Below are 25,592 nucleotides of genomic sequence, written 5' to 3'. Positions count from 1 at the left end.
TCCCTTGAGAGGAGATGGAGCGCTGGAATAGGAAAATAAACAGTGATTATTTTCCCTTGAGGAGGGGCGGAGTACTGAAATGGGAAATAAACGGCGATTACTTTCCCTTAAGAGGAGATGGAACACTGGAATAGGAAAATAAACATTGATTACTTTCCCTTGCGAAGAGACAGAGCACTAGAATGGGAAAATAAACGGCGATTACTTTCCCTTGAGAGAAGATGGAGCTCTGGAATAGGAAAATAAACATTGATTACTTTCCCTTGAGAGGAGATGGAGCGCTGGAATGGGAAAATAAACGGTGATTACTTTCCCTTGAGAGAAGATAGAGCTCTGGAATGGGAAATTAAATAGCGAATACTGTCCCTTGGGAAGAGATGGAGCACGGAATGGGGAAATTAACAGCGATTACTGTCCCATCATAAGCAGGGGATATAGCAATAGAAAAATAAACACAAAAAAACTGCTCCCTTGTCCCTTGACAGAAAGCAGTTTCAATCAATTACTCTACCCCAAGTAAATTTTCAATCACGGAAACAACACGGTCGGCATATTTATTACATGCTTCTTTCGTTTCCGCTTCGACCATCACACGGACAAGTGGCTCGGTTCCGGATGGACGGACGAGCACACGGCCATTTTCACCGAGTTCTTTTTCCACGGCATCAATTTCTTCCAAAATAAGTGGATTGGTCAACGCTTCATTCTTATCTGTTACTTTAACGTTTTTCAGAACCTGTGGGAATACTTGCATCTCTCCAGCTAATTCCGATAAAGGTTTCCCTGTATCTTTCATAACATTTACAAGCTGTAATGCAGTTAGCATACCGTCACCTGTCGTAATAAAGTCGAGGAAAATAATATGACCGGATTGTTCTCCGCCAAGGTTGAATCCGCCTCTACGCATTTCCTCCATGACATAGCGGTCGCCTACATCGGTTTTATCACTATGCATGCCATTCTCTTCAAGCGCTTTATAAAAACCGATATTACTCATGACAGTTGAGACGATTGTATCTTCACGAAGTACGCCTTTTGACTTCATATATTTTCCACAGATATACATGATTTGGTCGCCATCAACGATATTACCTTTCTCATCGACTGCAATTAAACGGTCACCATCTCCATCAAATGCAAGACCAATATCTGCTCCCTTTTCCAATACAAGCTCTCTTACCGCTTCTGGATGAGTGGAGCCTACACCGTCGTTAATATTCAAGCCATTCGGTGATGTGCCAATCGTGTAAATGTCTGCTTCGAGGTCCGCAAACAGATGAGTTGCAAGACTGGATGTCGCACCGTGTGCACAGTCGATAGCAATTGCAAGGCCGTCAAAGTCATTATCAATCGTATCTTTCAAGAAAGAAATATACTTTTGTCCGCCTTCAAAATAAGCATTCACTGTACCGATGTCTGCTCCGATTGGCCGCGGAAGTTCGTCATCCGCATCGATAAGCTTTTCAATCTCTGCCTCCTGCTCATCCGTCAACTTAAAACCATCCGGACCGAAGAATTTAATTCCGTTATCTTCCACCGGGTTGTGCGAAGCCGAAATCATAATACCTGCATCAGCACTCATTGATTTCGTTAAATAAGCCACTCCTGGAGTAGAGATGACGCCGAGACGCATGACTTCCGCACCGATAGAAAGTAAGCCTGCGAGCAAAGCTCCTTCAAGCATATGACCTGAGATACGTGTATCTCTTCCGATGATCACTTTCGGATTTTCCCTTTCCTTCGTTAGTACATATCCGCCGATTCGACCTAATTTATAGGCAAGTTCCGGTGTTAAATCTTTATTCGCCACACCTCGGACACCATCGGTCCCAAAATACTTCTTCATTCATACCTCTCCTTTTAATAAACCATCTAAAAGTCACTTACTTAAGTCTATTCGATTTCAACTGTGATTTCCTCAAACTCGGGAGTAACTGTCACATCTTCTACCTCATCCCATTCCACTTCAACTGGCACAAGATGTTCACCCGGTTCAAGCCCTGCTAAATCGACCAGGACGCGGAAATCATCAGGACTCAGCTCTCGAAGGAATGTTTCATTTCCTGTTACGGTAATATCCATTTCAGCTTTACTTGGCTCGACAAACGTTACAGCTAGTCCATCCCCAAGTTCTTCCTCTTCAATCGCCATGTCTTCTAGAACCCGCGCTTCTTCTATTTCAACAGATACTTCAATTGTTTCCAATTTTCCTGTATATACACCATCCGGGAGGTCGAAACCAACATCGATCGTTCCGGATTCCGTTATTTCCGAGAGATCGATTTCTTCCGTTGAGATGGATTCGATTTGTTCGAGAATGTCACTGACTGCAAAAATCTCAACCTCATCCAGATTAGCAGAAATGGACAACAAGGAAAAGCCCTCTGGTAATTCGCCGGTTGTTTCAATATCAATTGGCACGACTTTACTTGGACTCACGAAATCAACAGATATAACAACCGTCTCTCGGTCCAAGCGAACTTGCAGTTCATTTCCTTGCGTATCATACACATTCACCGGTACTTCCCGGTTCGAAATCGAAGTCTCCTGTCCGGCCACATCAACATAAATTTTAACGACACCGATTTGTTCCATAATTCTTCTGGATGTTGTAATCTGGACACTGGACTGATCTAATTCATAGCCCCCGACCTCAACTCCCGGCGGCAATTGATCTGTATTTAAAAATTCCACCGTTATCGGGAATTCCTGACTTGCCCTTTCCTCGATAGATACCTCGATTGTTTTCGGCTCTATATAAACGCTAATATCATCAGAAGCCGTATGCTGCAATTCTACCGTATGATTTCCCTCTCCAAGTCCCTGTAGGTCTACGTAGACGGTAAAATTACGATTGAATATAGCCGGCATAATCGTTGCGGGAGAACCTTCTAATGTCACAGTTGCATATTCCGGAACCCCACTTACGACATAATCATCCGAATTAATATCGATTTCCACTGGAACATCATCAAGTGTTTGAGTTTGTGAATTCCTTCCCGGAATGGCAGATTCAGAGCTGGATGAATTGGATTCTACATTCACGAAAATAAATAAAGTAATGGCAAAGCCAAGCGCTAATACACGAATAAACCATTTACTTTGAAACCAATTATCCATTTTCATTCCCCCTCCGTTTTTTCGTCTTCTCAGAGGTTATTGGAAGCAAGGATAAATGTTCTTTTAATAATTCCGTTAACGCTTCTTCCGTTAAATCACGATGCAGCTTGCCATTTATCGTGCAAGATATCGCACCTGTTTCCTCTGAAACAACAATAGTAAGGGCATCCGTTACTTCGCTGATCCCCATTGCAGCTCTGTGTCTCGTTCCCAGTTCCTTAGAAATGAATGGACTCTCTGACAGCGGTAAATAACAAGCAGCTGCAATAATCTTATCTTTTTTAATAATAACAGCCCCATCATGGAGCGGTGTGTTCGGTGTGAAAATATTTGTCAACAGCTGGTGGGTTAATTCTCCGTCAATCGGAATCCCCGTCTCCGCATATTCGCCAATCCCAGTCTCCTTCTCAATAGAGATGAGCGCGCCAATTCGCCGCTTCGCCATATAAGTCGTGGACTGGACGATTGCCTCAATTTGTATTTCCATATCTTCTCTCGACTTATTACTCCTCGTAAGGAAGCTCCCTCTTCCAAGCTGCTCCAAGGCTCTTCTCAGCTCAGGCTGGAATAAAATAATTATAACTATAATCCCCCATTGGATAAACTGGTTCGAGAAATAACGAACCGTCTGGAGGTTAAATGCAATACTGAGTAGCCAAATTGCCAAGATGACGGCAATTCCTTTAAGTAATTGCACAGCTTTCGTGCCGCGGACTAGCATCATCAGTTTATATAGCACATACCAGATGAGAGCTATGTCTACGGTTATTCTAAGTATCGTTAACAGGTCGAATCCCCCATCGAGCATGGTCACACGTCCTTTAGTTATGAATTAACAATTGTATAATTAATTTTCAAAAAATACATCTACAATGAATTACATGTTCCTTATTATATCATAAATACCGGGATTCATGTGAACATAATGGCGAAGCAACCACCTTAAGATTTAGAGCCTTTAACAAAGGCGGAAGCGCCCTTGCAGGTTAAAAACGCGATTCGTTCCAACACCTGGGGAGGAGTGTGAAGTTTGGGACTGCGCACTGCTCGTCCCACCAAAAGTTCTGTTAGTTGCTGGGCGCAGATCGGACGTGGCTAGCCCTGGATATCTATGTTATCCATAGCATTTATATTTTATAGCTTCTTATGCAATAAAGAAAAAAGACTGAGGCATAACCCTCCATTTATGGCGTAAATCCATATTAGAATAGTTATTTCTCAGTCTTAATTCACAAGTTATGTTATTCAAATGAAAACACTTTTTTAGCAAAGCCTTTTAGTTTGTACAATATCCAGTCGAATGTTTGGTCGACGGATTCGAATTCTCCATTTATTTCACCGACCGAGGCCATTAAACCTCTGTTGTCCAGTGGATCGTCATCAATCAGCTTCCCGTTCACCAATGTGACATTCCCATCAACCGTACCATTAATAATCAAATTTCCATTTTTAACGAGTAAGTCACCTTCGACCACTTCGCCTTCAGGAACAATTACCGTATCCCCTTCAATAATTAAATTTTCCTGTTTCGAGACGACGAGTTGATTGTCTTGTTCCCATGTAAAAAAGACGCCGGTAAACATAAGAATAAAGAAAACAGCTGCAGCCGTAAGCATTGGATGCATCTTAAACCAGCGTAAATATTTAACCTGTTTTTTCTCAGTCGGGAGGTTTTTCATAACATTCGCTGTGAAGTTCGCTGGCGCTTCGAAACGTTCGGCACTTTGGATAAGTGTAAGTGTCCGCTTTAACTCGCGGAAATGCTCCTGACAAGCTTCACAGTCTTCCAGATGATATTTTAGTTGTTGCTCTTCTTCTGTCGTTATATCTCCATCCAAATATTTATGCATCAGCCCGATGGTTTCTGCATTACATTTCAATGGGACCACACTCCTTTACACATGACGAAGCCTCTTCCGTAAAGCTTCCCTTCCCCGGTGAATCCTTGTTTTCACCGTTCCGATTGGGATATCCAATATTTCACTTATTTCTTTTAAGGAAAACTCTTCTAAATACCTCAGTATAATAATACTGCGGTATTTCGGTGGAAGTTCGGAAATCTTTGTGTGGATATACCTCTGTAGTTCATTATTCTCCACTTCTTCCACTAAAGAAGCACCTTCACTTTGAAGCTGGGAATACATATCCAACCCGTCCGTTCCTTTAACCTCTGCGTCCAAAAAATAATCTGGTTTTCGTTTGCGGAGTCTGTCGATTGATAAATTCGTGGCGATTCGATACAGCCAACTTGAGAATTTTCGTTTCTCGTCAAAGGAATGAATGTTTACGTATGCCCGTATGAAAGCTTCTTGCGCAATATCCTCTGCCTCATGTGCATTACCAAGCATCCGGTAGCAATGCTGGTATATTTTATTTTGGTAAAATGAGACCAAATCTTCGTAGGCAGACTGATCCCCTTTTTTTACTAATATTATTTTCTCCCTAATTATTTGTTCCATACTTTACCTCCGCCTATAATGCGGTACTATGATTACGAACGAGCAACTCAAAAGGTTTCATTTTATTCCGCTTTTTTATTTTTTATCTGCACAAACTATAGCTTATCAATTTATCTTATATTTTCATAGGTTTATCCTTGCTATTACCTGGGTATTTTCTTATTATAGTATACTAGATAGGAGGAAGCTTTTGTGAGTAAATCAATGTTGTTGGAAAAAATTGAAGCATGCCGGCAGGAATTAATTGCCCTTAGTTACCATCACGAACTTACTTCACAGGCTGTTATAGAATCTAGTATGAAATTGGACACACTCATTAATAAATATCAAAACTATGATAATTACTATGAATTAGCCTCCAGATAAACAATCAAATAAATTCGAGTGTTGACGGTCAACTCCGCAACCACATTAAATATTATCGGTATTTGATTTTTAAAAGAAAGAGTATACGAATTTCAACTAGTAAGACCAACTAAGTAAGAAAAAGACATAAATCTCACCACACAAGAGATTTATGTCTTTTTTATATTTTTTTTAGACTCAATCACTGTTGCCCCTTCAGGGTGTGAGGTGATGGAAAGCGGCTTAATCCCAGCCTTTTCCCAGGACGAGAATAATTGTTCAGCCTGACGCTTACTCGGCATAAAAGCAATGCCGCAATCTCCACCGCCAGCTCCGGAAGGTTTACCTGCTCCACCTAACCCATCCGCTAGGTCGCATAACGTTCCGAGCAACGCTGTTTCAATCGATACATCCGCATTGTTTCCAACAGTAGCGAGGGCCTTCCTATTTGCTTTTACCCCGCTAAAAAGAAGTTCCTGATTCTCTTCTTCCATTCCTGTAAGCAAAGTATGTACTGCTCGTTCGCTTTTCGCTAAGAATTCTTTAAAAGCTTGCGGATTGTCATCCTGCAGCTTCAATATTCGCCCGACAAGTTTAGTCGTTGATGCCGGATTCCCTGTCCAGCCAACACAAAAAGAAACAGATGTCGGCAAAGTTAAACGCTTGATCGATAGATAAATCCAATCCGCTTCCAGTAATTCATGGATGGAAGCAGCACTTTTAGAAGCATCGAGCAGCCATTCCGCTTGGAAAGAGGAATACTGTAAAATCCCACCATAAACAGAGGCAGCTACATCTGCACCCGAACCACTGCCTTGAATGTTAACATGGGCTAAGGCAGCTAATTTAAAAATGACATCCTTATCCAGCTCTTCTTTTGTAAAACGGGCCATAATTGCTGTAACAACCGCTGTAACAACCGCCGCACTAGACCCGAGACCATATTTCACCCCTGATGCATCATCAAGCTCACTGCGAACAGCCAAGTTGAAATGATCCATCTCTACACCCGCTTCTGCAAGATACGTACAAGTCACTTCCATCGCTTCTTTTACGAAAGAAAGACGATCGTCCGCAGATTGAATGGTAACTTTTCCATCCTTATAACCCCAAGATAAATCTTCCAACTGGTAATCTTCCAACGTAAGTGTTCTCTGTTCGGCATCCTCTATCGTTGCATAAACAAATCGATCTACGGCCGTGACCGCAAGATGGTGATGGGGAATTAGAACCGCAAATTCACCGGCAACCATCAATTTACCTGGTACTTTTATCGTCAATTTATTCGTCGACAACTTATTCCACTCCTAAAGATAGCTTACTCCTGGACCTGGTTTACTGAGAATGACATCAGTTACACCAGGGACTTCCCGAAGCATCCGTTCAACCTCTGCCTCATGTTCTGGTAAATAAAGCACCTTCACATTTGGACCGGCATCGATTGTAAAATATGCTGGTATTCCTTGTTCCCGCATTTTCTGTACTTGTCGCATCACACGAATTGTGGAATCCAGCCAATATGTAAATGGTGGTTTCGCACCTAATGAAGTAGCATGCATCTTCAAGCAGTTCGCTTCCGCAATTTCTCCTACTTGGATGAAATTTTTTTCCTGAATTGCCTCTTTTATTCCTGTTAGGTCTTCCGGTATGCTCTTCAACCAGCCTTCATAGAATGGCGAAGTTTCAACCGTCCGGCGCATTCCTGCTCGGCTTGAAATCTTTTTCATTTCCGAAGTTAGTACGACACCGGCCATCCGGATATCCCAATGATTCTCATCTGCAATAGGAACAGCATAAGAATCAGAACCATCTTTCTTCTCCCCCATTTGCCACTCCGCAAAACCACCGTAGATTGAACGGCTGGAAGAACCTGAACCACGCCTTGTTAAGCGTGATAATTCTTTATCATCTAGATCTAGCCCGATTGCCTTAGAGGCGGCTGCAGCAAGCGCCGCAAAGCCTGACGCAGATGACGCAAATCCAGCTGCAGTAGGTACCTGATTGTCCGATGCAACATGTGCGTAAACTTCCTTGCCCGCCATTTTCCGGACTAATTCAAGAAAAGCGGTTACCCGTTTATATGCTTCACCTTGTTCAGGTATCCCATTCAACTCGAAACTATCTGCTTTGAGATCTTCTTGAAAGTCTACAGTAGTCGTTGTGTAAAACCCGTCCAATGTTAGGGAAAGACTGTTGTTTGTGGGTAAAATCAGTTCTTCATTCCGCTTTCCCCAATACTTAATTAAGGCAATATTTGTATGTGCTTTAGCTGTAGCTTTCATAATAATCCCCTTTACCTAAATAATTTCATATACAAATGAAAGTAACCAAATAGCAGCACGTAAGGCTTGATATCTGGTTACTTTCTAAAAGGTTAACCATTTTTCTTCAGTACAAATGGCCAAACGGAATGCGCGCCGAACTGTTTTAATTTATCAGCTAATTGCTTACAATGTACTTCATTTTGAGCTAAGGCAATAATACAGCCGCCATTTCCGCCACCCGTAAGCTTGGCCCCGAGCGCTCCTTCTTGTCTGGCAAAACGAATTAAACGGTTCAATACTGCATCACTTACACCTAAATATTCAAGTTCTTTCTGCGCTTCATTCAACATAGACCCGAGGAAGTGCTTACTCGCTTTCTCAAGTGCATCCTTCGCTTCATGGGTCAACTGGCCAATACGGTCCAATTTACGCTGAATTGTACGCGGGGCTTTCTTTAGCAAATCCGTTACCGATTGAACGGATGATTTCGTATCCGCATCTTGTCCCGAATCAGCAACAAGGAAATACAAATCTTCTTTCACGGCAATCCTTTCAATCGGATGATTTTTCTCAAACCAAATTGGTGTATTTGCCGTAATCGTTAATGTATCAATGCCACTTGGCGAACCATGTGCATAAGTCTCTGCGATATCCGCAAGCTTCAATAATTCTTCATGCGTACATTCGCGCTCTGCATAATTGAACAGCGAACGAATAACAGAAACGGCCACCGAGGCACTAGATCCCAAACCTTTTCCAGGTGGGACGGATGAATTGATACGGATAACAAGATTCTCACATGGAATTTCTAGGTATTCCAACGTATCCGTGATACAGTCGGCAATACCCCGTAATGATTTTGGTGTCATATGGATTGGTCCGTAGTAGAAACTGCTGTCGAGTATTGCCGGGCCAGGCACATACTCAATCATCGTTTCGACACCAATCAGTGGAAATGGAATAGCGATTGCAGGTTGTCCGTGTACAACTGCATGTTCGCCGATTAAGATGAATTTACTATGAGCTATACCAATAGCTGTTTTTGCTGAAGTTGAAACTTTTTCTGCACTCATCGTTTATATTTTTCCACCAATTCTTTCGCTTTTCCAACACGGATATCGTTATTTTTAATTAATTCTTGTGCTATAATATCAACCATCTCCCCTGCAGCACCTGCTGCCATCGCAACAGAGCGAGAATGTAAGGTCATATGCCCTTTCTGAATACCCTCTGTCGCAAGTGCCTTTAGCGCACCCAGATTCTGGGCGAGACCAACCGCTACAATTACCTCAGCCAATTCTTTAGCACTATTAACTTCCAATAATTTAAGAGCAAGTTTCGCCATTGGATGTACACGGGTTGCCCCGCCGACAATTCCAATTGACATTGGGAGCTCGAGCTCACCAACTAGGTTTCCTTGTTCATCCTTATACCAGGTTGTCATGGAAGTATATTGTCCATCCTTAACTGCATACGCGTGAGCGCCGGCTTCTACTGCTCGCCAATCATTTCCAGTAGCAATTACAATAGGATCAATTCCGTTCATAATCCCTTTATTATGTGTAACCGCCCGGTATGGATCGGATGCAGCAAATTCATACGCATGAATGACACCATCCCGTACTGCCTCTCCGGAGAAATCTCCCGTTCCCAGTAAGTGAGGAGGAATGATACAACGAGCCCTTGCCAAACTCCGATCCGCTAAGTTAGATAAAATCCGTAAGTAAACTTTACCTTGCGTAATTTCCTCTACTAATGGTGCAATTGATTCTGCCATTGTATTAACTAAATTTGCGCCCATTGCATCAACCGTGTTGACATAGAGGTGGACAATCAGCATTTTCCCAAACTTGGAATCCGCTGCTTCATTTAAAATACGGACGTCCAAATCTTCCGCACCACCGCCGCGGGTTACAATGCTCGGAAAAGCATCATTGGCAGCATCAATCAATATTTGTTTATTTTCTAGAACAGCTTCTTTTGCTTCTGTATAATCAGAGCAACCAACTACCTGAATCTGTCCAATCATTACGCGTTCTGTAGATTCCGTAACAAACCCGCCCGCATCACGAACAATTTTCGCAATGTGACTGGCAGATGCTACAACAGAGGCTTCTTCAATTGCCATCGGTATGGTATATTCTTTTCCATTTATTAAAAAGTTCAACCCTAGGCCTAGAGGCAACTGAAAAGTCCCCACAACATTTTCAATCATATTATCTGCCGTATCTTCGGCTAATGGAGCAACTGATTCAAATACAGCAAGGTCTTCTTCTGTAAATGGATGCATTTCCGTGATCAATGCTTTTCTTTCTTCTATTGTTTTTTTATAGAAACCAGAAATTCTGGACGATTTCATACCTGATCATCCTTTAATATTATAATAATGAATGGTTTTTATTAGTTAAAAACATTAATTCTTCCTAACGATTATAACATGATAGCATGTCTTTTTTGTAGGAACAGCTACTTATTTTTACAAAAAACCTTCACCTTGCTAATTTCTCTATCTATTATGTTGAAAAAAGACTTATATTGCAAATAAAACAAGGCTCCCAAAACGTGAGCCTTGTTTTATTTGCAGAGGTTGATTCATTTAATTACATACGTGAGATTGATGAGCCATACAGGATTCGAACCTGTGACCCTCTGATTAAAAGTCAGATGCTCTACCGACTGAGCTAATGGCTCATGTTGTAAGTTTAGTGCTGGTTTTATTATATGAGCTTAGAGTTTGAAAGCTCGTCGTGTCGCAAGATTATTCGGCGATGCGTACACTCCTCGCAGGCCGCCTCAGAGAAGTACATTCATGGATGTTATTCGCGGCGTGCTCTACCGACTGAGCTAATGGCTCGTGTTGTAAGTTTGGTGCTGGTTTTATTATGTAAGCTAGATGCTTGACTAGCGATATTAAAAATAAAAATGGCTGGGCTACTAGGATTCGAACCTAGGAATGACGGGACCAAAACCCGTTGCCTTACCGCTTGGCTATAGCCCAACAATTAATGGTGGAGGGGGGCAGATTCGAACTGCCGAACCCTGAGGGAGCGGATTTACAGTCCGCCGCGTTTAGCCACTTCGCTACCCCTCCATATTATTCTTCATATTTTTTGTCTTATACCATATGATTTAAATAAATGGTGCCGGCCAGAGGACTTGAACCCCCAACCTACTGATTACAAGTCAGTTGCTCTACCAATTGAGCTAGACCGGCTTAATTATAATTTAGTACTGGTTTTATTGTGTGAGCTAGATGTTTGAAAGCTCGTCGTGTTGCAAGATTATTCGGTGATGCGTACACTCCTCGCAGGCCGCCTCGGGGAAGCAATAGCAGGGATGCAGTGAGCGGCGTGCTCTACCAATTGAGCTAGGCCGGCATAATATTATGGTGTACTGGTTTTATTGTCTGAGCTAGATGTTTGAAAGCTCGTCGTGTTGCAAGATTATTCGGTGATGCGTACACTCCTCGCAGGCCGCTTCGGGGAAGCAATAGCAGAGAAGCAGTGAGCGGCGTGCTCTACCAATTGAGCTAGGCCGGCATAATATTATGGTGTACTGGTTTTATTGTATGAGCTAGATGTTTGAAAGCTCGTCGTGTTGCAAGTTTATTCGGTGATGTGTACACTCCTCGCAGGCCGCCTCGAGGAAGATCATTCAAGGATGTTATTCGCGGCGTGCTCTACGAATGAGCTAGGCCGGTAAAAAAGAAAAAAGCTTTACGAATGTAAGCTGTTTTTAAGATGTAAATGGTGACCCGTACGGGATTCGAACCCGTGTTACCGCCGTGAAAGGGCGGTGTCTTAACCGCTTGACCAACGGGCCAATAAGATTTGGCAAAGATCAGATTTTCAAACTGACGAATTTTATTATAGCTAGTATTCCTCCTTTTGTAAAGGGGGAAAATAAAGTTTTTCTCTTTCAAATAGTCTAAACCCTTTCCGGCAGTTATTTATCCAGACTTTTAGCATGCTTCTCTATCTCCTTTATCTCTTTTATTATTCATGTGTATGATAACCAATGAACCTTTCCAGTGACCACAACCAGCATGATCTATACTCAAGCTGCAAAGATACTCTTAATTAGGACCAGCTATTAAGATATAAACTACAATTTCAGTTTCTCTAACACAAAACATAAGGTATAATAGAAAAAACAGATTTTTGGAGGTATACCATGGCAGGCTTATTAAAGGATAAAAATATTGTTGTAATGGGAGTTGCAAATGAGAGAAGTATTGCTTGGGGAATTACTAAGTCCCTTCACCGCGAAGGAGCAAACTTAATTTTCACAAACAGACAGGAGCGTTCCAAGAAAAAGTTAGAGAAGCTATTAGAGGAACATGACATTCCTTCCAAACTAATGGTTTCACTTGATGTCTCGAGTGATGAAAGTATTCAAGAAGCTTTTCAAGAAATCAAAGATAACGTCGGAGTCATTCATGGACTTGTTCACTCGGTTGCATTTGCTAAGCGGGAGGAATTGAAAGGCGAATACGCGGATACATCCCGTGACGGGTATTTGCTCGCCCACGAGATTAGTGCATATTCCTTAGTAGCTGTTACAAAAGCGGCGAAAGAATTAATGACAGAGGGAGGAAGTATCATTACCCAAACGTATCTCGGCGCCGAGCGAGTCATCCCGAATTATAATATTATGGGAGTCGCTAAAGCATCCCTTGAAGCAAGCGTACGTTACTTAGCAGAAGATATGGGTAAATATGATATTCGGGTGAATGCTATTTCTGCAGGTCCAATTCGTACCCTATCAGCCAAGGGTGTATCCGGGTTTAACGAGAAGGCGAATGTCATTGTTGAAAAAGCACCACTTCGACGTAACGTCGATCAAGATCAGGTAGGAGATGCTACCTTATTCTTCCTAAGTGATCTTGCTAGAGGTGTAACTGGAGAAGTATTACACGTAGATTCCGGCTTCCATATTATTGGAGGTTAAATAAAGATAACAACCGAGACGCTTTTATGCAATCTATGCAAAAGCGTCTTTCTTCTATTATTATCCGTGAAAAGGAGAAGGTGCAATGGCGGAATGGTTTTTAACGGTTGGAGGAGAGAAATTCATCCCTTTTGGACCGAGTCATTTATTTATGCTGTTTCTATATGCAAGCGGTGCATTCTTGCTATTATTTTTTCATCATCATATCCGCTCGAAAAAGCGGCTGTTCGAAACAATTCGCTGGACATTGTTCACACTCTTACTCGGTTGCGAGATTACATATCAAATTTGGACAGCCATTCATGGAATCTGGGTGCATAATCTTCCTTTTCATCTCTGCGGGATTGCCGGTTTAGTTGGTGCAGTTGCTTTATTCACGTTAAATAAGAAGCTCATGGTTATTACATTCTACATTGGGCTTATCCCAGCATTTTTAGCGCTCCTTACTCCAGAACTTCCCTATGACTTTCCTAACTTCCGGTATGTAAAGTTTTTCATTCATCATATTGCGATCTCATTAACAGCAATTTTTGTAGCAATTATTGCCGCTAAGTCTGGAGCAATCACACTTAAAAGTATGATTGAAACATATCTATTCTTAGTCATGTACGCATTGCTTGTCGGCCTAGTCATCAATACTTTATTGAATGCCAATTACCTTTATCTATCCCATCCGCCAACTACGCCTTCCCCACTTGACTGGTTCGGCAGCGGAATTTGGTATCGTTTGAACTTAGGATTTGTTTGCTTTATCGTGTTCTTCCTGCAATTCCTCAGTTACCGTCCATTGCAACAAAAGTGAAAAAATTCCCAATGCGCCTTTCTATGGCAATTGGGAACTTTTCACAAATAAAACCAACGTTCTTTTAATGCTAATAGGACTGCATTCGTTCGATCTTTTACGCCGAGCTTACTTAATATAGATGTGATATGATTTTTTACCGTCTTATCCGAAATATCTAAGTTTGCCGCAATCTCTCCATTTTGAAAACCCTGTACGAGCTCCCCTAATATTTCCCATTCTCTGCGAGTTAATAAACCGATGGGTCGGTGGATATCCCCTTGAGTAATCTGTCTATACTTCTCAAACAGGGCTACCGCAACAATAGGATGAATATAGGTCTTACCTTTACGGATATATTCAATTCCCTGCACAAATTCTTGCACACTCATATCAACACTGAAGAGACCGGCTAGATCATAATGAATATAATCGTTAATCGCATTCACCTGTTCATCAGATAAAATAACCGCAATTTTCGTATTGCTAAACCGGTAATGTCTTGTGACTTCACGTATCGAAATACATGCTTCCATATCAAGGATGACAAGATCACTTTCTTTCGACGCCTCAAATAAATCATCGATAAATGCAGATTTGTATACATATATTTCATCATTTTGCAGACGTTCTTTCACCATTTCCAAAATAGTTTCCTTATGAACTTCTGTCCCCATCACAAATGATATAACACTCATCTTTTGCCAACTCCCAGTTTTTTGCTTGCTGTATTCTCCTCACAAGCTTTTTTAGTAAACATAACGAAACTAAACATTAATTCCTATAATAAAATTGTCATTCTTCCATACCATTTATTTTTACCTAGTTCTATCTTATCACAAATAGAAAAAATTTATAACATTATTCACATTTGTCCATAAAAAACTCCTTTTAAGCAGAGGTATACTCAACTTAAAAGGAGTTTTATGAAAGACTTAGATAATTATGCTACCTTCCAATCGGAAACATCCACTTCTAGTGGGATATTATTTGCTCTTGCTTTTCTCGCCGCTCTAAAAAAGAGTACAACGATGAGTGCCGCCCCAATAAATCCGCCAATCCAGGAGAGATTCATTGGTAAGTTAAAACCTATTGGTTGGGACAGAATATACGTAATAATCATCACTAGCATAAATGTTCCCGGAACAAGTGCCACCCAGAAGTTTTTCCTTGCGATATATAGATACATTGCCGCTACAAACAACGCTATAACCGCTGTAGACTGATTCGCCCAATTAAAGTAGCGCCATAGAATATTAAAGTCAATTTGCGTTAATATAGCTGAAACAATAAATAACGGACCTGCAATCCAAAAACGTTTCGAGAGCTTTCTCTGTGCAATTTTTAGATAATCCGCAATGATCATTCTCGCACTGCGGAATGCAGTGTCTCCTGAAGTGATCGGCAAAACAACAACTCCTAGGACCCCAATCGTTCCACCAATTGCTCCAAGTAATGTAAAGGATGCCTCACTCACAATTGCCCCCGGGCCGCCTGCAGCAAGAATTTCGTTCAAACCATTGTAGCCATCAAACATGCTCATCGCTGCTGCCGCCCAAATCATCGCTATAATACCTTCCGCAATCATCATGCCATAGAATATTTTACGCCCTTCTCTTTCATTCTTCGTTGTTCTAGAAATGATTGGTGTTTGTGTTGCATGAAAGCCTGATAAAGCCCCACATGAAATAGTAAAGAATAATAATGGAAAAATTGCTGCTCCTTCAGGGTGGAAGTTTTCTAATGTAAGTTCTGGAATTGGAGCACCCGTTACGACCAAACCAATTCCGACCCCTAATGCGCTTATTAGGAGCAGGGCACCAAAATAAGGGTATAGTCTTCCAATAATTTTATCGACCGGAAGAACTGTAGCTATAATATAATACGCAAAGATGAAAAGGACAAAGATCCATGCAGCTACTTTTCCATCTGTCAGCAAACTCATTAACTCTGCTGGAGTCGTAACAAATACAGTTCCGACAAGGAGCAGGAGTAAGACTGCGAAACCGTTCACAATATGTTTCATCACTTTACCTAGGAATTTACTTGCAAGTTCCGGTAAATGAGCGCCACGGTTTCGGATTGAAATCATACCTGTTAAATAGTCATGCACTGCTCCTGCAAAAATACACCCTACCACTATCCATATAAATGCTGCCGGTCCGTATAAAGCCCCCATAATAGGACCGAAAACAGGCCCCGTACCAGCGATGTTCAATAGTTGAATTAAAGAGTTTTTCAGTGTGCTCATCGGTATGTAGTCCACACCATCACTATTTACATAAGCTGGTGTTGGTCGCTCATTTTTGACGCCAAACATTTTCTCGATAAACTTTCCATACGTGAAATACCCGATTATAAGTAATGCTATTCCTCCTAGAAACGTGTACAAGGAAAGTCCCCCCTCTTGTTTTTGTTTATTTTCTAATTATAGGACAAATTCAGTAAAAGGAGATGCTTTTTTAAGTAAGAAGTAAAATAAACGAATTAAGATGCAGATTTGTACATATAAGATGCAAATCGATTGCAGCTAGATTTCCAGTTCCTTCCGTAAATCTTTCACATAATTCCTGCTGACAGAGAGCCTTTCTTCTGTTTCCCTCAGCTCCAAATGATAAGCTCCATTAAACCATGGAGTGAGCCGCTGTACATAATGTAAATTAACAAGGGTACTTTTATGAATACGGAAGAAACCAAATTCAGCTAACTTATTCCCCAAGTCCTTCAGTGGCAGATTCGAATCAAACTCACCATGTTTCGTGACGACATTAGAATACTTTTCGCTTTTAGCAATATATAATATATCCTCCGGTTCAATGTACGATATTTCCCCGTCCGATTGCACAGCCAGCTTTCCATTTAACCGGTTCGCGGGTAATTCCCGTCCAGGGCCAATTTTCCCTATAATCCTGTCAATCGTCTCCCTTAACAGTTCCTCATCATACGGCTTCAATAAATAGTCCACCGCATCGTAACGAAAAGCTTCTACTGCAAATTGAGGATAAGCCGTAGCAAAAACAATGAGCGGAGGATTTTTCAATTCGCGCATACTTTTAGCCACTTCCATCCCGCTCATCTTTGGCATCTCAATATCGAGAAACACAACATCCGGCTTCAATTGGATGACTTTCATCACCGCTTCCTCACCAGATGCTGCTTCCCCAACAACTTCCACTTGCGGATAACTCCCTAGTAAATGTTTCAGATCTTCGCGGTTATATAATTCATCATCAACGACAATTGTGCGTATTACCCTGTCCATTTTTCTATAACCTCCTCTATTGGTATGGAAAAATGTATCTTCGTCCCTTTTCCTGGCTCACTATCTATATGAAGTTTCGTCTCCTCACCAAACATCATGACAAGTCGTCGATTCACATTGTAAAGCGCGAGACCGCTCCCCTCCTCTGAATGAACAGGGGCTTGCGTGAATTGTTCTACGATATCTCCAGGCATGCCTTTTCCATTATCTATAACTTGGATAACAACAGATTCTTCTTGTTTGTCGATATGAATTTCCAACAAACAATCCTTCTCTTTATCTTTAAATCCATGGATAATCGCATTTTCAACAATTGGCTGTAATGTTAAAGGTGGAATCCGCTGAGAAAGTGCGGACTGATCAATCTCATAATGAATCGTTAGGCGATTTGAAAAACGAAATTCTTTAATTGCTAAGTATGCTTCGACATGTTGCATTTCCTCTTCTAATGTAATTTGCGTTTCCGTCGTATTCGCTAAATTTCTTCTTAAAAAATGGGATAAAGAAACTAACAGCTTTCTCGCTCCTAATGGATTGATTCGAATGAGTGATGTAATCGTACTTAATGTATTAAATAGAAAATGAGGACTAATCTGTGCTTGAAGCGCCTTTACCTCAGCTTCTTTCGCCAACTGGAACACCTTGTCTGCTGCTGCAATTTCCAGCTGGTGACTAATCATTTTACTTAGACCAGTTATTAACTCTACATCCACATTGGAGATAGCGCTTTCAGAGCTAAAATAAAATTTCAATGTCCCAATCACTTCATTTTGCTGTGTAAGTGGAGCGATAATTGCCGCGCCGAGCGGACAGTTTTCAACCTGGCAATGGATTGAGTCATAGTTAGCAATCATGAGCTCTCCTCGTTCAATTGTCGTGTGCGTGATTTTTGTTTTAATTGGTGATTCTGCCTCATGGTGATCATCACCAAGTCCAACATGGGCTAATATATCTGTTTTGTTTGTCATGGAGACGGCACTTGCCCGGATTTCCCCATAAATAATCTTACAAACCTCAAGTGCAGAAACCGTATGTAACCCGCTGCGCATATGTGCAAGCGTCTTATCGGCAATCCGTAGTGTTTTTTGCGCTTGTACTGCACCCGCTTTATCTTCTTCGGAAACGACAGACTTAATAATTAACAATACGAGAGCTGTTCCTAAGCCATTCGCAACAATCATTGGGATGCCTATTATATTTACAACTGCGAGTGCCTGGTCAAAGGGTTTCGCTACGATTAAGATAATGATCATTTGCAATGCTTCCGCAAGGGCACCAATGAAGAAAGCTGTACGCAGCTTTACTAGCTTTTTCCTCCTATAGAAGAGGCAGGTCAATATCCCGGCAATGATTGTTGCACTTCCACATGCTATTGCAGTAAAACCACCCAACGTAAACCGGTGAATCCCGGCAATTAATCCGGCCCCAATCCCGACAGCTGGACCTCCAAGCAGACTCGCAATCACGACACCGATTACCCGCGAATTCGCAATTGCTTCATCAATCGTCAGCTCCGTCATCCACCGGTTGATTTGGACATTTTCCGGATTCACACTTAAGCCAGTATACGTTCCAATGATTCCGAAAAACCCAAAGAACAAGATAGCAGTCCACTGCTGTTTACGATCAAGTTTTTCCTGATTCAGCATATTTCTTAAAAAGCGAAAACGGGTTAATAGAAATGCCAATGTTACAATAATTCCAATCCGCTCAATCATTGTAATCAACAGCTCAAGCATAACTTCTGCCTCCCGATAATAAAAAAGGATCGTACCAGTATTATATCACTTGCACATGAACTTGAAAATTGTATTATAACAGGAGTTTTAAAAATTGGGACACGGGGTCAGAGCATTTGTCCCACCTTGACAGGGACAAATGCTCTGACCCCGTGTCCCCTTTTTTCATATCTTAATTTAAGAGGAGGGGTTATTATGCGTGATAAAAATAGACGCGGAAAATGTATATTTCCTGGGTATCATTGGTGTGGTCCCAGCTGCAGTGGTCCGGGATATCCGACCAATCCAGTGGATGCATGCTGCATGCAACATGACCTTTGCTTGCAGCGTGGCGTGGACCGGAGATATTGTGATCAGAAGTTCTTAGAATGTCTACAACCCCATTTGCACGGGCGACTTCCGCATAATCATCATGCGAGGATCATGTACCACGCAATTCGTGTTAAAAATAAATTTGGATTTTAACCTTTATAATCTATAGGTTAGACTTCACAATTTCTTTTCCATCACAGTCGAGACCTCATGGAATCCTAATTCTTCGTATAAACGTTTAGCCTGATTACCAGAATAAACATTCAACTGTACATGTTTAATTCCTTTTTCTTTCATGCTTTTTAACGCATATTCCAGTAGACGCGTAGCAATACCCTGCTGCCGAAATTCTGGAAAAACATACAACTCCACTACCATTCCCTGTATTTCTTCGGAATCTAAATTATAAAAGTCACAAACACCAAGCCACCCTTTATTTATTCTATCTTCCACAAAGACTAGATAATATCCATTGTTCGCTAACGTTTGTGACATCAGCTCGGACGCCGTAATTATATTTCCTTTCCTGTACCCCATTGTCGCCTCCTGCATGACAGTAGGGGAGTGCTCTAAAATATATTCCAATTCAACCACCGTGGCTTTTCGAATACACATATTTACCCCACCTGAATGTAATAATTAATAATATGATATGGAGGCTTCAAAAATGGGTGTCGTTCAAACTGATAAATGGTTAATTGATTTATGGAATAAACCGATTGCTATGTGTGAGTTATTAGTTAATTATTTTTCGGATGTTTCTGCAGCAGAAATCTATCAATATTTAACGATGTATGGTATGTATCAACCACCTTTCCAAGACGTGGAGAAACAAATTCGTATTTTATTGGATAAGAATAGTTGGAAATTTATAGATGAAGAAACACAAGCGTTGAGACAACTATGGGATGGACCGAACATCCCCGTCTTTATCTTTCCGTCTGATCGGAATAGTACGGAATTAAGAGAAACATTCAATGGAAAAGCCGGTCTATCCTTTCATGATAAGCTATTTTTATTTATTTCCGGGGATAATTCAAAAACTGAAATTAAAGCGCTGCTGACGCATGAATACCATCATGTTTGCCGGCTCGCCAAATATGATAGGAAAGTAGAGGACTACAACTTATTGGATTCAATTATCCTAGAAGGACTAGCGGAACATGCGGTCATGGAACGATTCGGGAAAAAGTATTGTGCAGATTGGACGGAATATTATTCAGACGAAGAGTTAGAGAAAATCTGGAAAAATTTTATCCTTCCTTCTATCCATCTTCCAAAGGCATACCGTAAGCATGATGCTATTTTATATGGTCAACATCGTTACCCAAAAATGGCTGGTTATTGTGTCGGTTATTATTTAGTTAAAAAATATATGGAAAAGAATAATTCCTCATCAAAAGAATTACTAAGCATTCCTTCTTTAGCCATCGCACAAATAAACCAGACGGATTAATCCGTCTGGTTCCCTTTGAAATGCATTACTACTCGAGTCGAGAACAAGATTACCTACTCCATTCTTAGAAAGGTTTCTCTTGTGCTAATTTAGAGAGCGAATTATTACCACTTCTTGAGGAGGCAGATGACTTTATAGTCAACGTTAGTACCCCTATTTATTTATAAACAAAAAACGCTCCATCCTCCCATATAGATAAAGGACAAGCGTTTCATCAAGAGCTTCCAGCCGGAATCGAACCGACGCCCTCTTCTCCCTACCATGGTAAATCGTTAAAAATATAAGCAACTTATACGACTAAACCCTGTAAAATGAACACTTTTAGAAAATCAATTGAACATAAATGACTTATATAACCATAAAGTCGTCACTGTTTCGTCACTGAAAATGGGGAGCATTTACATACATTTTAAGAACCTTCTCCTAATTTTAACCGTAAAACTGCACTTGACCTTTGATTCATTTCATGTATGGAATGGCAGTATTTCAGTGTATTCTATAACTCGATAAAAAACTATATAAGGCTCAGAAACAACCATTCTAAATTCGAAGTGATTGAGACTTTCTGCCATTACCTTTGAACCAGAATACGGAAAATTTTCAAGACGCTTTAAAGAGGTCATAATTCGATCCAATACTTCATTCGCAGCTTCAGGATTATCCATTAAATATAATCAAAGATATTATCAAGGTCATCATCAGCTGCGGGAAGTAGTTCTACGTCATAGTTTTTCATCAATTTTCTCCTTGATTCTTTGAAGACAGAATCAAGTGGTATCGTTTTATCACCACTTAGTCGCTGTTCCTCAGCTACTAATAGTTTTTCTTTTAAATCAATGATTGCTTCTCTTTTTTCAAATGCATCAATGCTCATGAGAACAAGGTCGCCTTCTCCGTTCTTTGTAATATAAACAGGTTTCTCTTTCTCGTGTGCCAATTTAGAAATGGAATTATAATCATTTCTTAACGAGGTAGATGACTTTATAATCAATGACTCCGCCTCCATTCATTTATTATAACTTTATAATACCATAATTCTTATATTATATTCATTTTAAATTAATTGGGGACGTAAATTTATTCTAGATAAAACAATAAAGTCCTTTATATTCATTACAAACAAAAAACGCTCTATCCCCTATTTTAAGGACAAGCGTTTCATCAAGAGCTTCCAACAGGATTTGAACCTGCGACCTCTTCCTTACCATTTAAGTGCATGGTGATTTAATGCATTTTTGTAGACTTAAATTTTACACTATATAATAGGAAGAAACTATTTTTCATATAATCTAACTTTAAGTTTTTCGTATGGTATTTTATTTTGCGTTAGATGCGTGTTAGAAAATCACTATCAGTGCGCCATAAACAAAAACACCAACAACACCAAACTTTGCTAAAGTTTTACTAATCATATTTAGGAGTGCATATACTCCAATAGAAACACCTATCATAATTGGGAGTGCCGATATATAGTTAACCGCTATGTCGGTGGCTCCTGATTTTATTTTGTTCAGGATGTACTCTGTAACAAACCCTGTACTCATATTAAACAACCCCCGCCATAACGTCCGCTAAAACACCAAATATCATAGGGAGTACACTAATCAGGACGTATCCCATTGATGCTTTGGTTATCATGCTAAAACCTCTGTCAGAGTTGCCTAATATAATGAATATCCCGCCACCCAATACAACGGCTAAAGCAATTGGATAGGCTGCCCCTTGGATCAATTGTAAAAGTGGATCAAATGCAGTCATCATTTTATTTTGGATGTCGGCGGTTTCGGCAAAAGCTTGTGTGGGGATAAACGGAGCAATGGCTAGTGGGATTAGGGATATGGTGGGAGCTTTTATATTGGATTCGTGTTCCTTTCTTATAAAGGACTTAAAATCATATGTTTTAGTTTTCAAAGTAAATCCTCCTTTAAATAAATCTGATAATCAAGACCTTCCATTAAATCAGATAGGACCTCTTTTCTATACGGCGTTGTGGTGACCCATATTAACCTAGGCATTCCGTTAAAAACCCCTTTTTGAATCAGTCGGCGATACTTTTCTATTTTGATTTCATTCTTTTTCATTTTTTGGGTATGATCTATTTCAATGATATGATGTTTTTTATAGGGGTAAGAGAATGAAGTGTAATGCGCATCTGCTACAACTGTTATTTTTTCATTATTTAAATCATACTTCATTCTTATTTCATTTTGCCAAGTCCCCGGCATTCCCAGGTAGATATACAAGTCATTTCTCATTAAATAGTGTTGTGCAGTCGTTAGTTTCTTACGGATTTTTTTGCTATTCACGACTCCCCTGCCCTCTTTATTGAGATAATATACATTCACACCATCATCTTTAAAAACGCTTGTGTATGGCTCTAATTGGCGCATGACGCGATAAGCATTACTATCACTCTTTAAGTCATGAAGTTGCTGTAGTTGCTTGACGGTCATATAATCAAAGCGTTTCAAGTTTAAAAGAATTTGCTCCTGACGACTGTTTAACATTCGTGTGGCAAACATCCTTTCCCTCCTTGATGTGTGGTTTTATAATCTCATTTATTTCAGTTTCTTCTATATAAGGTGTCTGGACAATATAATTTTTCACCCTGCGGAAAATGGCGCGGCCTTCTATTTCCGGTAATTCCTCGGCTCCCCCTTCATCTAATACTGCTCGGCTTTGTGTATTTGTCTCGAGCCTGAAACACACACGAGCTCCAATATTGGCACGCACTTGCGACGGAAGTGTTTCGTTTGTGGGGTATTGAGTGGCATAAATTAGTCTATACCCTGCTGACCTACCGCGCCGAGCAATATCTACAACGATATCCCTGCTATCATCATCTAAATCTGCTGCTTCATCGATAAAAACGAAATCACGTTCTTTCTGCCCCGCCCTTTTAACGTCTTTGATTCCCTTTTCAAATAAATCATCAAGTTTTTTGTTCATATCCTCTTGTATTTCTTCCAGCGCCTTTTTAGCTCCTTTTGGCTCCCGGGCAAAGTTAACGCATTGCTTTAAATCCTTAAATGGTCCTAACTCATTACCGCCTTTTAAGTCGATTAAATGCAATCGCACATTATCCGGCTGTTGCTTAATCATCACAGATACAATGAGCTTCAGAAACTCTGACTTTCCAAATCCGGTAGCTCCTGCAACAATCATATGTGGACGGCTTTCAAAATCATGAGTAATGTGTTCATTCAGGGTACACCCTATTGGTACATTCCACCCCCCCTTTAATAAGTCTTCATTATATGGATACATTTCATCCAAACCTCTTTCATAAACCCGCATTTTCAACATGCCGTCATACTCCATCTCAATGTGCTTATCTAACATTACGCGGTTGTTAAATATATTTTTAATTTGCTCCATCACATCCCCTTTCCAATTAATATTTTTAATGTTGGCCAGATTAACGTCTGATTGACTTTTGTTGTTCAACCCATCGATAAACAATTGCTTGTTATCCTCAAATTGCTTAAAGGATAATCCGAGCGGTATTTTGTAAACATATTCCGTATATTCTTCCCTCCTAACTTTTCGGAAAATCCGTATACTTTCCCCTCCTGCTTTTAATCCGGCAGCATCTGCAATTTTTATTATTTTGTCGTGATCATTTAATGAGTTTTTGTTTTGTAAATAATAAGCTGATCCAGCGATTAATCCCATGCTTGCAGTTGATAGGATTTCAAACAACAAAGGCAGCACCCCTTTTTTGGTATCTTGATAAAGATAGTCCCTTGAGGATTGCATTTTTATATGATCGATGTAACTGTTGGTATATTCGGATTTATACCATGCAATCCCCATGCAAAGTGTTATGCAGTCATTGTATCTTACTTTGTACACTAGATTGTATTGTGGTGTGTAGTTGTCCTATGACTAATTAGTTTATTTTTTTATGAAATATTTGTTTGCAGGGAAATGAAGTAACTTTGTTGAATAATCATATAGGTGATAAAAGATGAAGCTAATGAGCAGGATTAACTACTGGAAAGAAAAGCGGGGAAGAACGACAAAATGGATAGCAAGGGAGTTAGGAGTAAGTCCTGAAATCGTATCAAGATGGGCTAATAATAAAAGTTATCCATCTATTCATACGTTATTCAGACTTGCGGCACTGTTGGAATGTAAGGTAGATGATTTATATGAGGTTGTGGAGAAATAGAAAAAAGCAGGAGCTTTAAACTCCTGCTCAATCTATCCAAACACCAACTATGCTATCTAAAGGCAACTCCATACCCTCTAATCGTAAATAATTATTCAACGGATCAACAGCCAGTAACTTATCTCTAACTTTATGGTAATCGTGATCTTTAAAATACTCAATCTCTACAGTCAAATCTTCATTCAAAGCTAGCTGTAGCTTCATATTAATTTCCACCATTTGTTGTTCATCTAATATAGGTTTCTCTTTCCATTCTTGTTGCTCCCACATTTCCTGCAACGCACGTTGATGTTCCGGCAACATGATTGATGTCCATTTCTTAGTACCTCTATCCTGCATTATATAGCCACCTTTCTCGGACCACACGAAAGGATATTATCAAGCTTTAGAGTGCGGACCTTTTTGCGATAGTAACAGTAAACCAAGATGTGGCTGTCGTTCATTTTTAGGACGCGCACATAGCGCTGTGTGACTTTGCCATTGCTATCTATATAAAAGATAACGATCTTTTCTTTGTTCTCCATGGACCTGATAAATAATCCTTTCATGCTATCCCTCCGAACTATTGTTCTTATTTGTGTTTTATTATATACGAACGTTTATTCTAATTCAAGAGGTAAGAATTTATTTAAAAAACTTTGATAAAAAGTGTTGACTATATAATTATATAGTTGTATAATGTAATTAAGAGGTCAGGGAGTTGATCCAACAAAACAAGGGAGCGATTGAA

The 25,592-nt window shown here is 40.3% G+C and carries 26 protein-coding genes and 5 tRNA genes; 5 read left to right on the top strand and 26 right to left on the bottom strand.

Annotated features, from left to right (window positions below):
* Positions 1–502: 502 nt before the first annotated feature.
* The 5 genes from glmM to sigW form a co-directional block, all read right to left on the bottom strand.
* A complete protein-coding gene (glmM, locus tag IEX94_RS17300) occupies positions 503–1,846 on the bottom strand; it encodes a phosphoglucosamine mutase (protein ID WP_188859213.1) in 1,344 nt (447 codons plus the stop codon).
* Positions 1,847–1,893: 47 nt separating this feature from the next.
* Entirely contained in the window at positions 1,894–3,120 is a 1,227-nt protein-coding gene (locus IEX94_RS17295; protein WP_188859211.1) for a CdaR family protein, read from the bottom strand.
* Positions 3,113–3,928, bottom strand: coding sequence for a diadenylate cyclase CdaA (cdaA, locus tag IEX94_RS17290; protein WP_156856568.1), 816 nt, complete (start codon positions 3,926–3,928; stop codon positions 3,113–3,115). The genes IEX94_RS17295 and cdaA overlap by 8 nt, the downstream gene beginning before the upstream one ends.
* 433 nt (positions 3,929–4,361) lie before the next feature.
* Complete coding sequence (gene rsiW, locus IEX94_RS17285; protein ID WP_308425622.1) at positions 4,362–5,009, bottom strand: anti-sigma-W factor RsiW; 648 nt, start codon at positions 5,007–5,009, stop codon at positions 4,362–4,364.
* 6 nt (positions 5,010–5,015) lie between these two features.
* Positions 5,016–5,579, bottom strand: coding sequence for an RNA polymerase sigma factor SigW (gene sigW / locus IEX94_RS17280; RefSeq protein WP_156856570.1), 564 nt, complete (start codon positions 5,577–5,579; stop codon positions 5,016–5,018).
* Positions 5,580–5,771: 192 nt separating this feature from the next.
* On the opposite strand from sigW, the gene IEX94_RS17275 reads away from it, so the two are divergent.
* Positions 5,772–5,945, top strand: coding sequence for an aspartyl-phosphate phosphatase Spo0E family protein (locus IEX94_RS17275; RefSeq protein ID WP_229782781.1), 174 nt, complete (start codon positions 5,772–5,774; stop codon positions 5,943–5,945).
* 149 nt (positions 5,946–6,094) lie between these two features.
* Here the strand turns inward: IEX94_RS17275 and IEX94_RS17270 are convergent, their stop codons facing one another.
* The 9 genes from IEX94_RS17270 to IEX94_RS17230 form a co-directional block, all read right to left on the bottom strand.
* Positions 6,095–7,219, bottom strand: coding sequence for a phosphomevalonate kinase (locus IEX94_RS17270; RefSeq protein ID WP_156856571.1), 1,125 nt, complete (start codon positions 7,217–7,219; stop codon positions 6,095–6,097).
* Positions 7,220–7,231: 12 nt separating this feature from the next.
* Positions 7,232–8,206, bottom strand: a complete 975-nt coding sequence (mvaD, locus tag IEX94_RS17265) for a diphosphomevalonate decarboxylase (RefSeq protein WP_188859208.1) — start codon at positions 8,204–8,206, stop codon at positions 7,232–7,234.
* Between the two features lie 92 nt (positions 8,207–8,298).
* Positions 8,299–9,261 carry a mevalonate kinase gene (mvk, locus tag IEX94_RS17260; protein ID WP_156856573.1) on the bottom strand — a complete coding sequence of 321 codons (963 nt, stop codon included), beginning with the start codon at positions 9,259–9,261 and terminating at the stop codon, positions 8,299–8,301.
* A complete protein-coding gene (locus tag IEX94_RS17255) occupies positions 9,258–10,547 on the bottom strand; it encodes a hydroxymethylglutaryl-CoA reductase, degradative (RefSeq protein WP_156856574.1) in 1,290 nt (429 codons plus the stop codon). The genes mvk and IEX94_RS17255 overlap by 4 nt, the downstream gene beginning before the upstream one ends.
* 259 nt (positions 10,548–10,806) lie before the next feature.
* Positions 10,807–10,879 (bottom strand) — tRNA-Lys (locus tag IEX94_RS17250).
* Positions 10,880–11,111: 232 nt separating this feature from the next.
* Positions 11,112–11,186: transfer RNA gene (locus IEX94_RS17245), tRNA-Gln, on the bottom strand.
* Between the two features lie 8 nt (positions 11,187–11,194).
* A tRNA-Tyr gene (locus IEX94_RS17240) sits at positions 11,195–11,279 on the bottom strand.
* Between the two features lie 47 nt (positions 11,280–11,326).
* A tRNA-Thr gene (locus tag IEX94_RS17235) sits at positions 11,327–11,402 on the bottom strand.
* 533 nt (positions 11,403–11,935) lie between these two features.
* A tRNA-Glu gene (locus tag IEX94_RS17230) sits at positions 11,936–12,010 on the bottom strand.
* Between the two features lie 351 nt (positions 12,011–12,361).
* On the opposite strand from IEX94_RS17230, the gene fabI reads away from it, so the two are divergent.
* Complete coding sequence (gene fabI, locus IEX94_RS17225) at positions 12,362–13,138, top strand: enoyl-ACP reductase FabI (RefSeq protein ID WP_156856575.1); 777 nt, start codon at positions 12,362–12,364, stop codon at positions 13,136–13,138.
* A gap of 85 nt (positions 13,139–13,223) precedes the next feature.
* Positions 13,224–13,940 (top strand): YwaF family protein, encoded by a 717-nt coding sequence (locus IEX94_RS17220; protein ID WP_188859206.1) that lies wholly within the window; start codon positions 13,224–13,226, stop codon positions 13,938–13,940.
* Positions 13,941–13,981: 41 nt separating this feature from the next.
* Here the strand turns inward: IEX94_RS17220 and IEX94_RS20180 are convergent, their stop codons facing one another.
* From IEX94_RS20180 to IEX94_RS17195, 5 genes are all read right to left on the bottom strand, one after another.
* The gene (locus IEX94_RS20180) at positions 13,982–14,617 is read right to left on the bottom strand and encodes a response regulator transcription factor (RefSeq protein WP_308425621.1); all 636 of its coding nucleotides are present in this window, start codon (positions 14,615–14,617) and stop codon (positions 13,982–13,984) included.
* A gap of 245 nt (positions 14,618–14,862) precedes the next feature.
* Positions 14,863–16,311, bottom strand: coding sequence for a carbon starvation CstA family protein (locus tag IEX94_RS17210; protein ID WP_156856577.1), 1,449 nt, complete (start codon positions 16,309–16,311; stop codon positions 14,863–14,865).
* A gap of 138 nt (positions 16,312–16,449) precedes the next feature.
* Positions 16,450–17,181 carry a LytR/AlgR family response regulator transcription factor gene (locus tag IEX94_RS17205; RefSeq protein WP_188859204.1) on the bottom strand — a complete coding sequence of 244 codons (732 nt, stop codon included), beginning with the start codon at positions 17,179–17,181 and terminating at the stop codon, positions 16,450–16,452.
* Complete coding sequence (locus IEX94_RS17200; protein ID WP_188859202.1) at positions 17,169–18,920, bottom strand: sensor histidine kinase; 1,752 nt, start codon at positions 18,918–18,920, stop codon at positions 17,169–17,171. Before IEX94_RS17200 ends, IEX94_RS17205 begins: the two co-directional genes overlap by 13 nt.
* Positions 18,921–19,409: 489 nt before the next feature.
* On the bottom strand, positions 19,410–19,847 hold the full coding sequence (locus IEX94_RS17195; protein ID WP_156856580.1) for a GNAT family N-acetyltransferase: 438 nt from the start codon (positions 19,845–19,847) through the stop codon (positions 19,410–19,412).
* 52 nt (positions 19,848–19,899) lie between these two features.
* Between IEX94_RS17195 and IEX94_RS17190 the strand changes: the two genes are divergently transcribed.
* Positions 19,900–20,688 (top strand): DUF2268 domain-containing putative Zn-dependent protease, encoded by a 789-nt coding sequence (locus IEX94_RS17190; protein WP_156856581.1) that lies wholly within the window; start codon positions 19,900–19,902, stop codon positions 20,686–20,688.
* A gap of 464 nt (positions 20,689–21,152) precedes the next feature.
* Here IEX94_RS17190 and IEX94_RS20345 read toward each other — a convergent pair whose 3' ends face one another.
* The 6 genes from IEX94_RS20345 to IEX94_RS17160 all read right to left on the bottom strand — a co-directional run bounded on the left by IEX94_RS20345 (position 21,153) and on the right by IEX94_RS17160 (position 24,393).
* Complete coding sequence (locus tag IEX94_RS20345; protein ID WP_156856582.1) at positions 21,153–21,353, bottom strand: type II toxin-antitoxin system RelE/ParE family toxin; 201 nt, start codon at positions 21,351–21,353, stop codon at positions 21,153–21,155.
* On the bottom strand, positions 21,353–21,679 hold the full coding sequence (locus IEX94_RS17180) for a type II toxin-antitoxin system Phd/YefM family antitoxin (RefSeq protein ID WP_188859200.1): 327 nt from the start codon (positions 21,677–21,679) through the stop codon (positions 21,353–21,355). Before IEX94_RS17180 ends, IEX94_RS20345 begins: the two co-directional genes overlap by 1 nt.
* A 346-nt stretch (positions 21,680–22,025) precedes the next feature.
* Positions 22,026–22,232, bottom strand: a complete 207-nt coding sequence (locus IEX94_RS17175; protein WP_188859198.1) for a hypothetical protein — start codon at positions 22,230–22,232, stop codon at positions 22,026–22,028.
* 1 nt (position 22,233) lies between these two features.
* Entirely contained in the window at positions 22,234–22,599 is a 366-nt protein-coding gene (locus IEX94_RS17170) for a TrbC/VirB2 family protein (protein WP_188859196.1), read from the bottom strand.
* Positions 22,596–23,210 carry a replication-relaxation family protein gene (locus IEX94_RS17165; protein WP_229782780.1) on the bottom strand — a complete coding sequence of 205 codons (615 nt, stop codon included), beginning with the start codon at positions 23,208–23,210 and terminating at the stop codon, positions 22,596–22,598. The genes IEX94_RS17170 and IEX94_RS17165 overlap by 4 nt, the downstream gene beginning before the upstream one ends.
* Positions 23,146–24,393 carry an FtsK/SpoIIIE domain-containing protein gene (locus IEX94_RS17160; RefSeq protein ID WP_188859194.1) on the bottom strand — a complete coding sequence of 416 codons (1,248 nt, stop codon included), beginning with the start codon at positions 24,391–24,393 and terminating at the stop codon, positions 23,146–23,148. Before IEX94_RS17160 ends, IEX94_RS17165 begins: the two co-directional genes overlap by 65 nt.
* A gap of 265 nt (positions 24,394–24,658) precedes the next feature.
* Between IEX94_RS17160 and IEX94_RS17155 the strand changes: the two genes are divergently transcribed.
* Positions 24,659–24,862, top strand: coding sequence for a helix-turn-helix transcriptional regulator (locus tag IEX94_RS17155; RefSeq protein WP_188859192.1), 204 nt, complete (start codon positions 24,659–24,661; stop codon positions 24,860–24,862).
* Positions 24,863–24,889: 27 nt separating this feature from the next.
* Here the strand turns inward: IEX94_RS17155 and IEX94_RS17150 are convergent, their stop codons facing one another.
* Positions 24,890–25,201 carry a YolD-like family protein gene (locus tag IEX94_RS17150; protein ID WP_188859190.1) on the bottom strand — a complete coding sequence of 104 codons (312 nt, stop codon included), beginning with the start codon at positions 25,199–25,201 and terminating at the stop codon, positions 24,890–24,892.
* Positions 25,202–25,592: the final 391 nt, after the last annotated feature.

This window comes from Oceanobacillus indicireducens (assembly GCF_014647195.1).
Lineage (GTDB): Bacteria > Bacillota > Bacilli > Bacillales > Amphibacillaceae > Oceanobacillus > Oceanobacillus indicireducens.
This window is presented reverse-complemented; position numbering and strand designations above follow the sequence as displayed.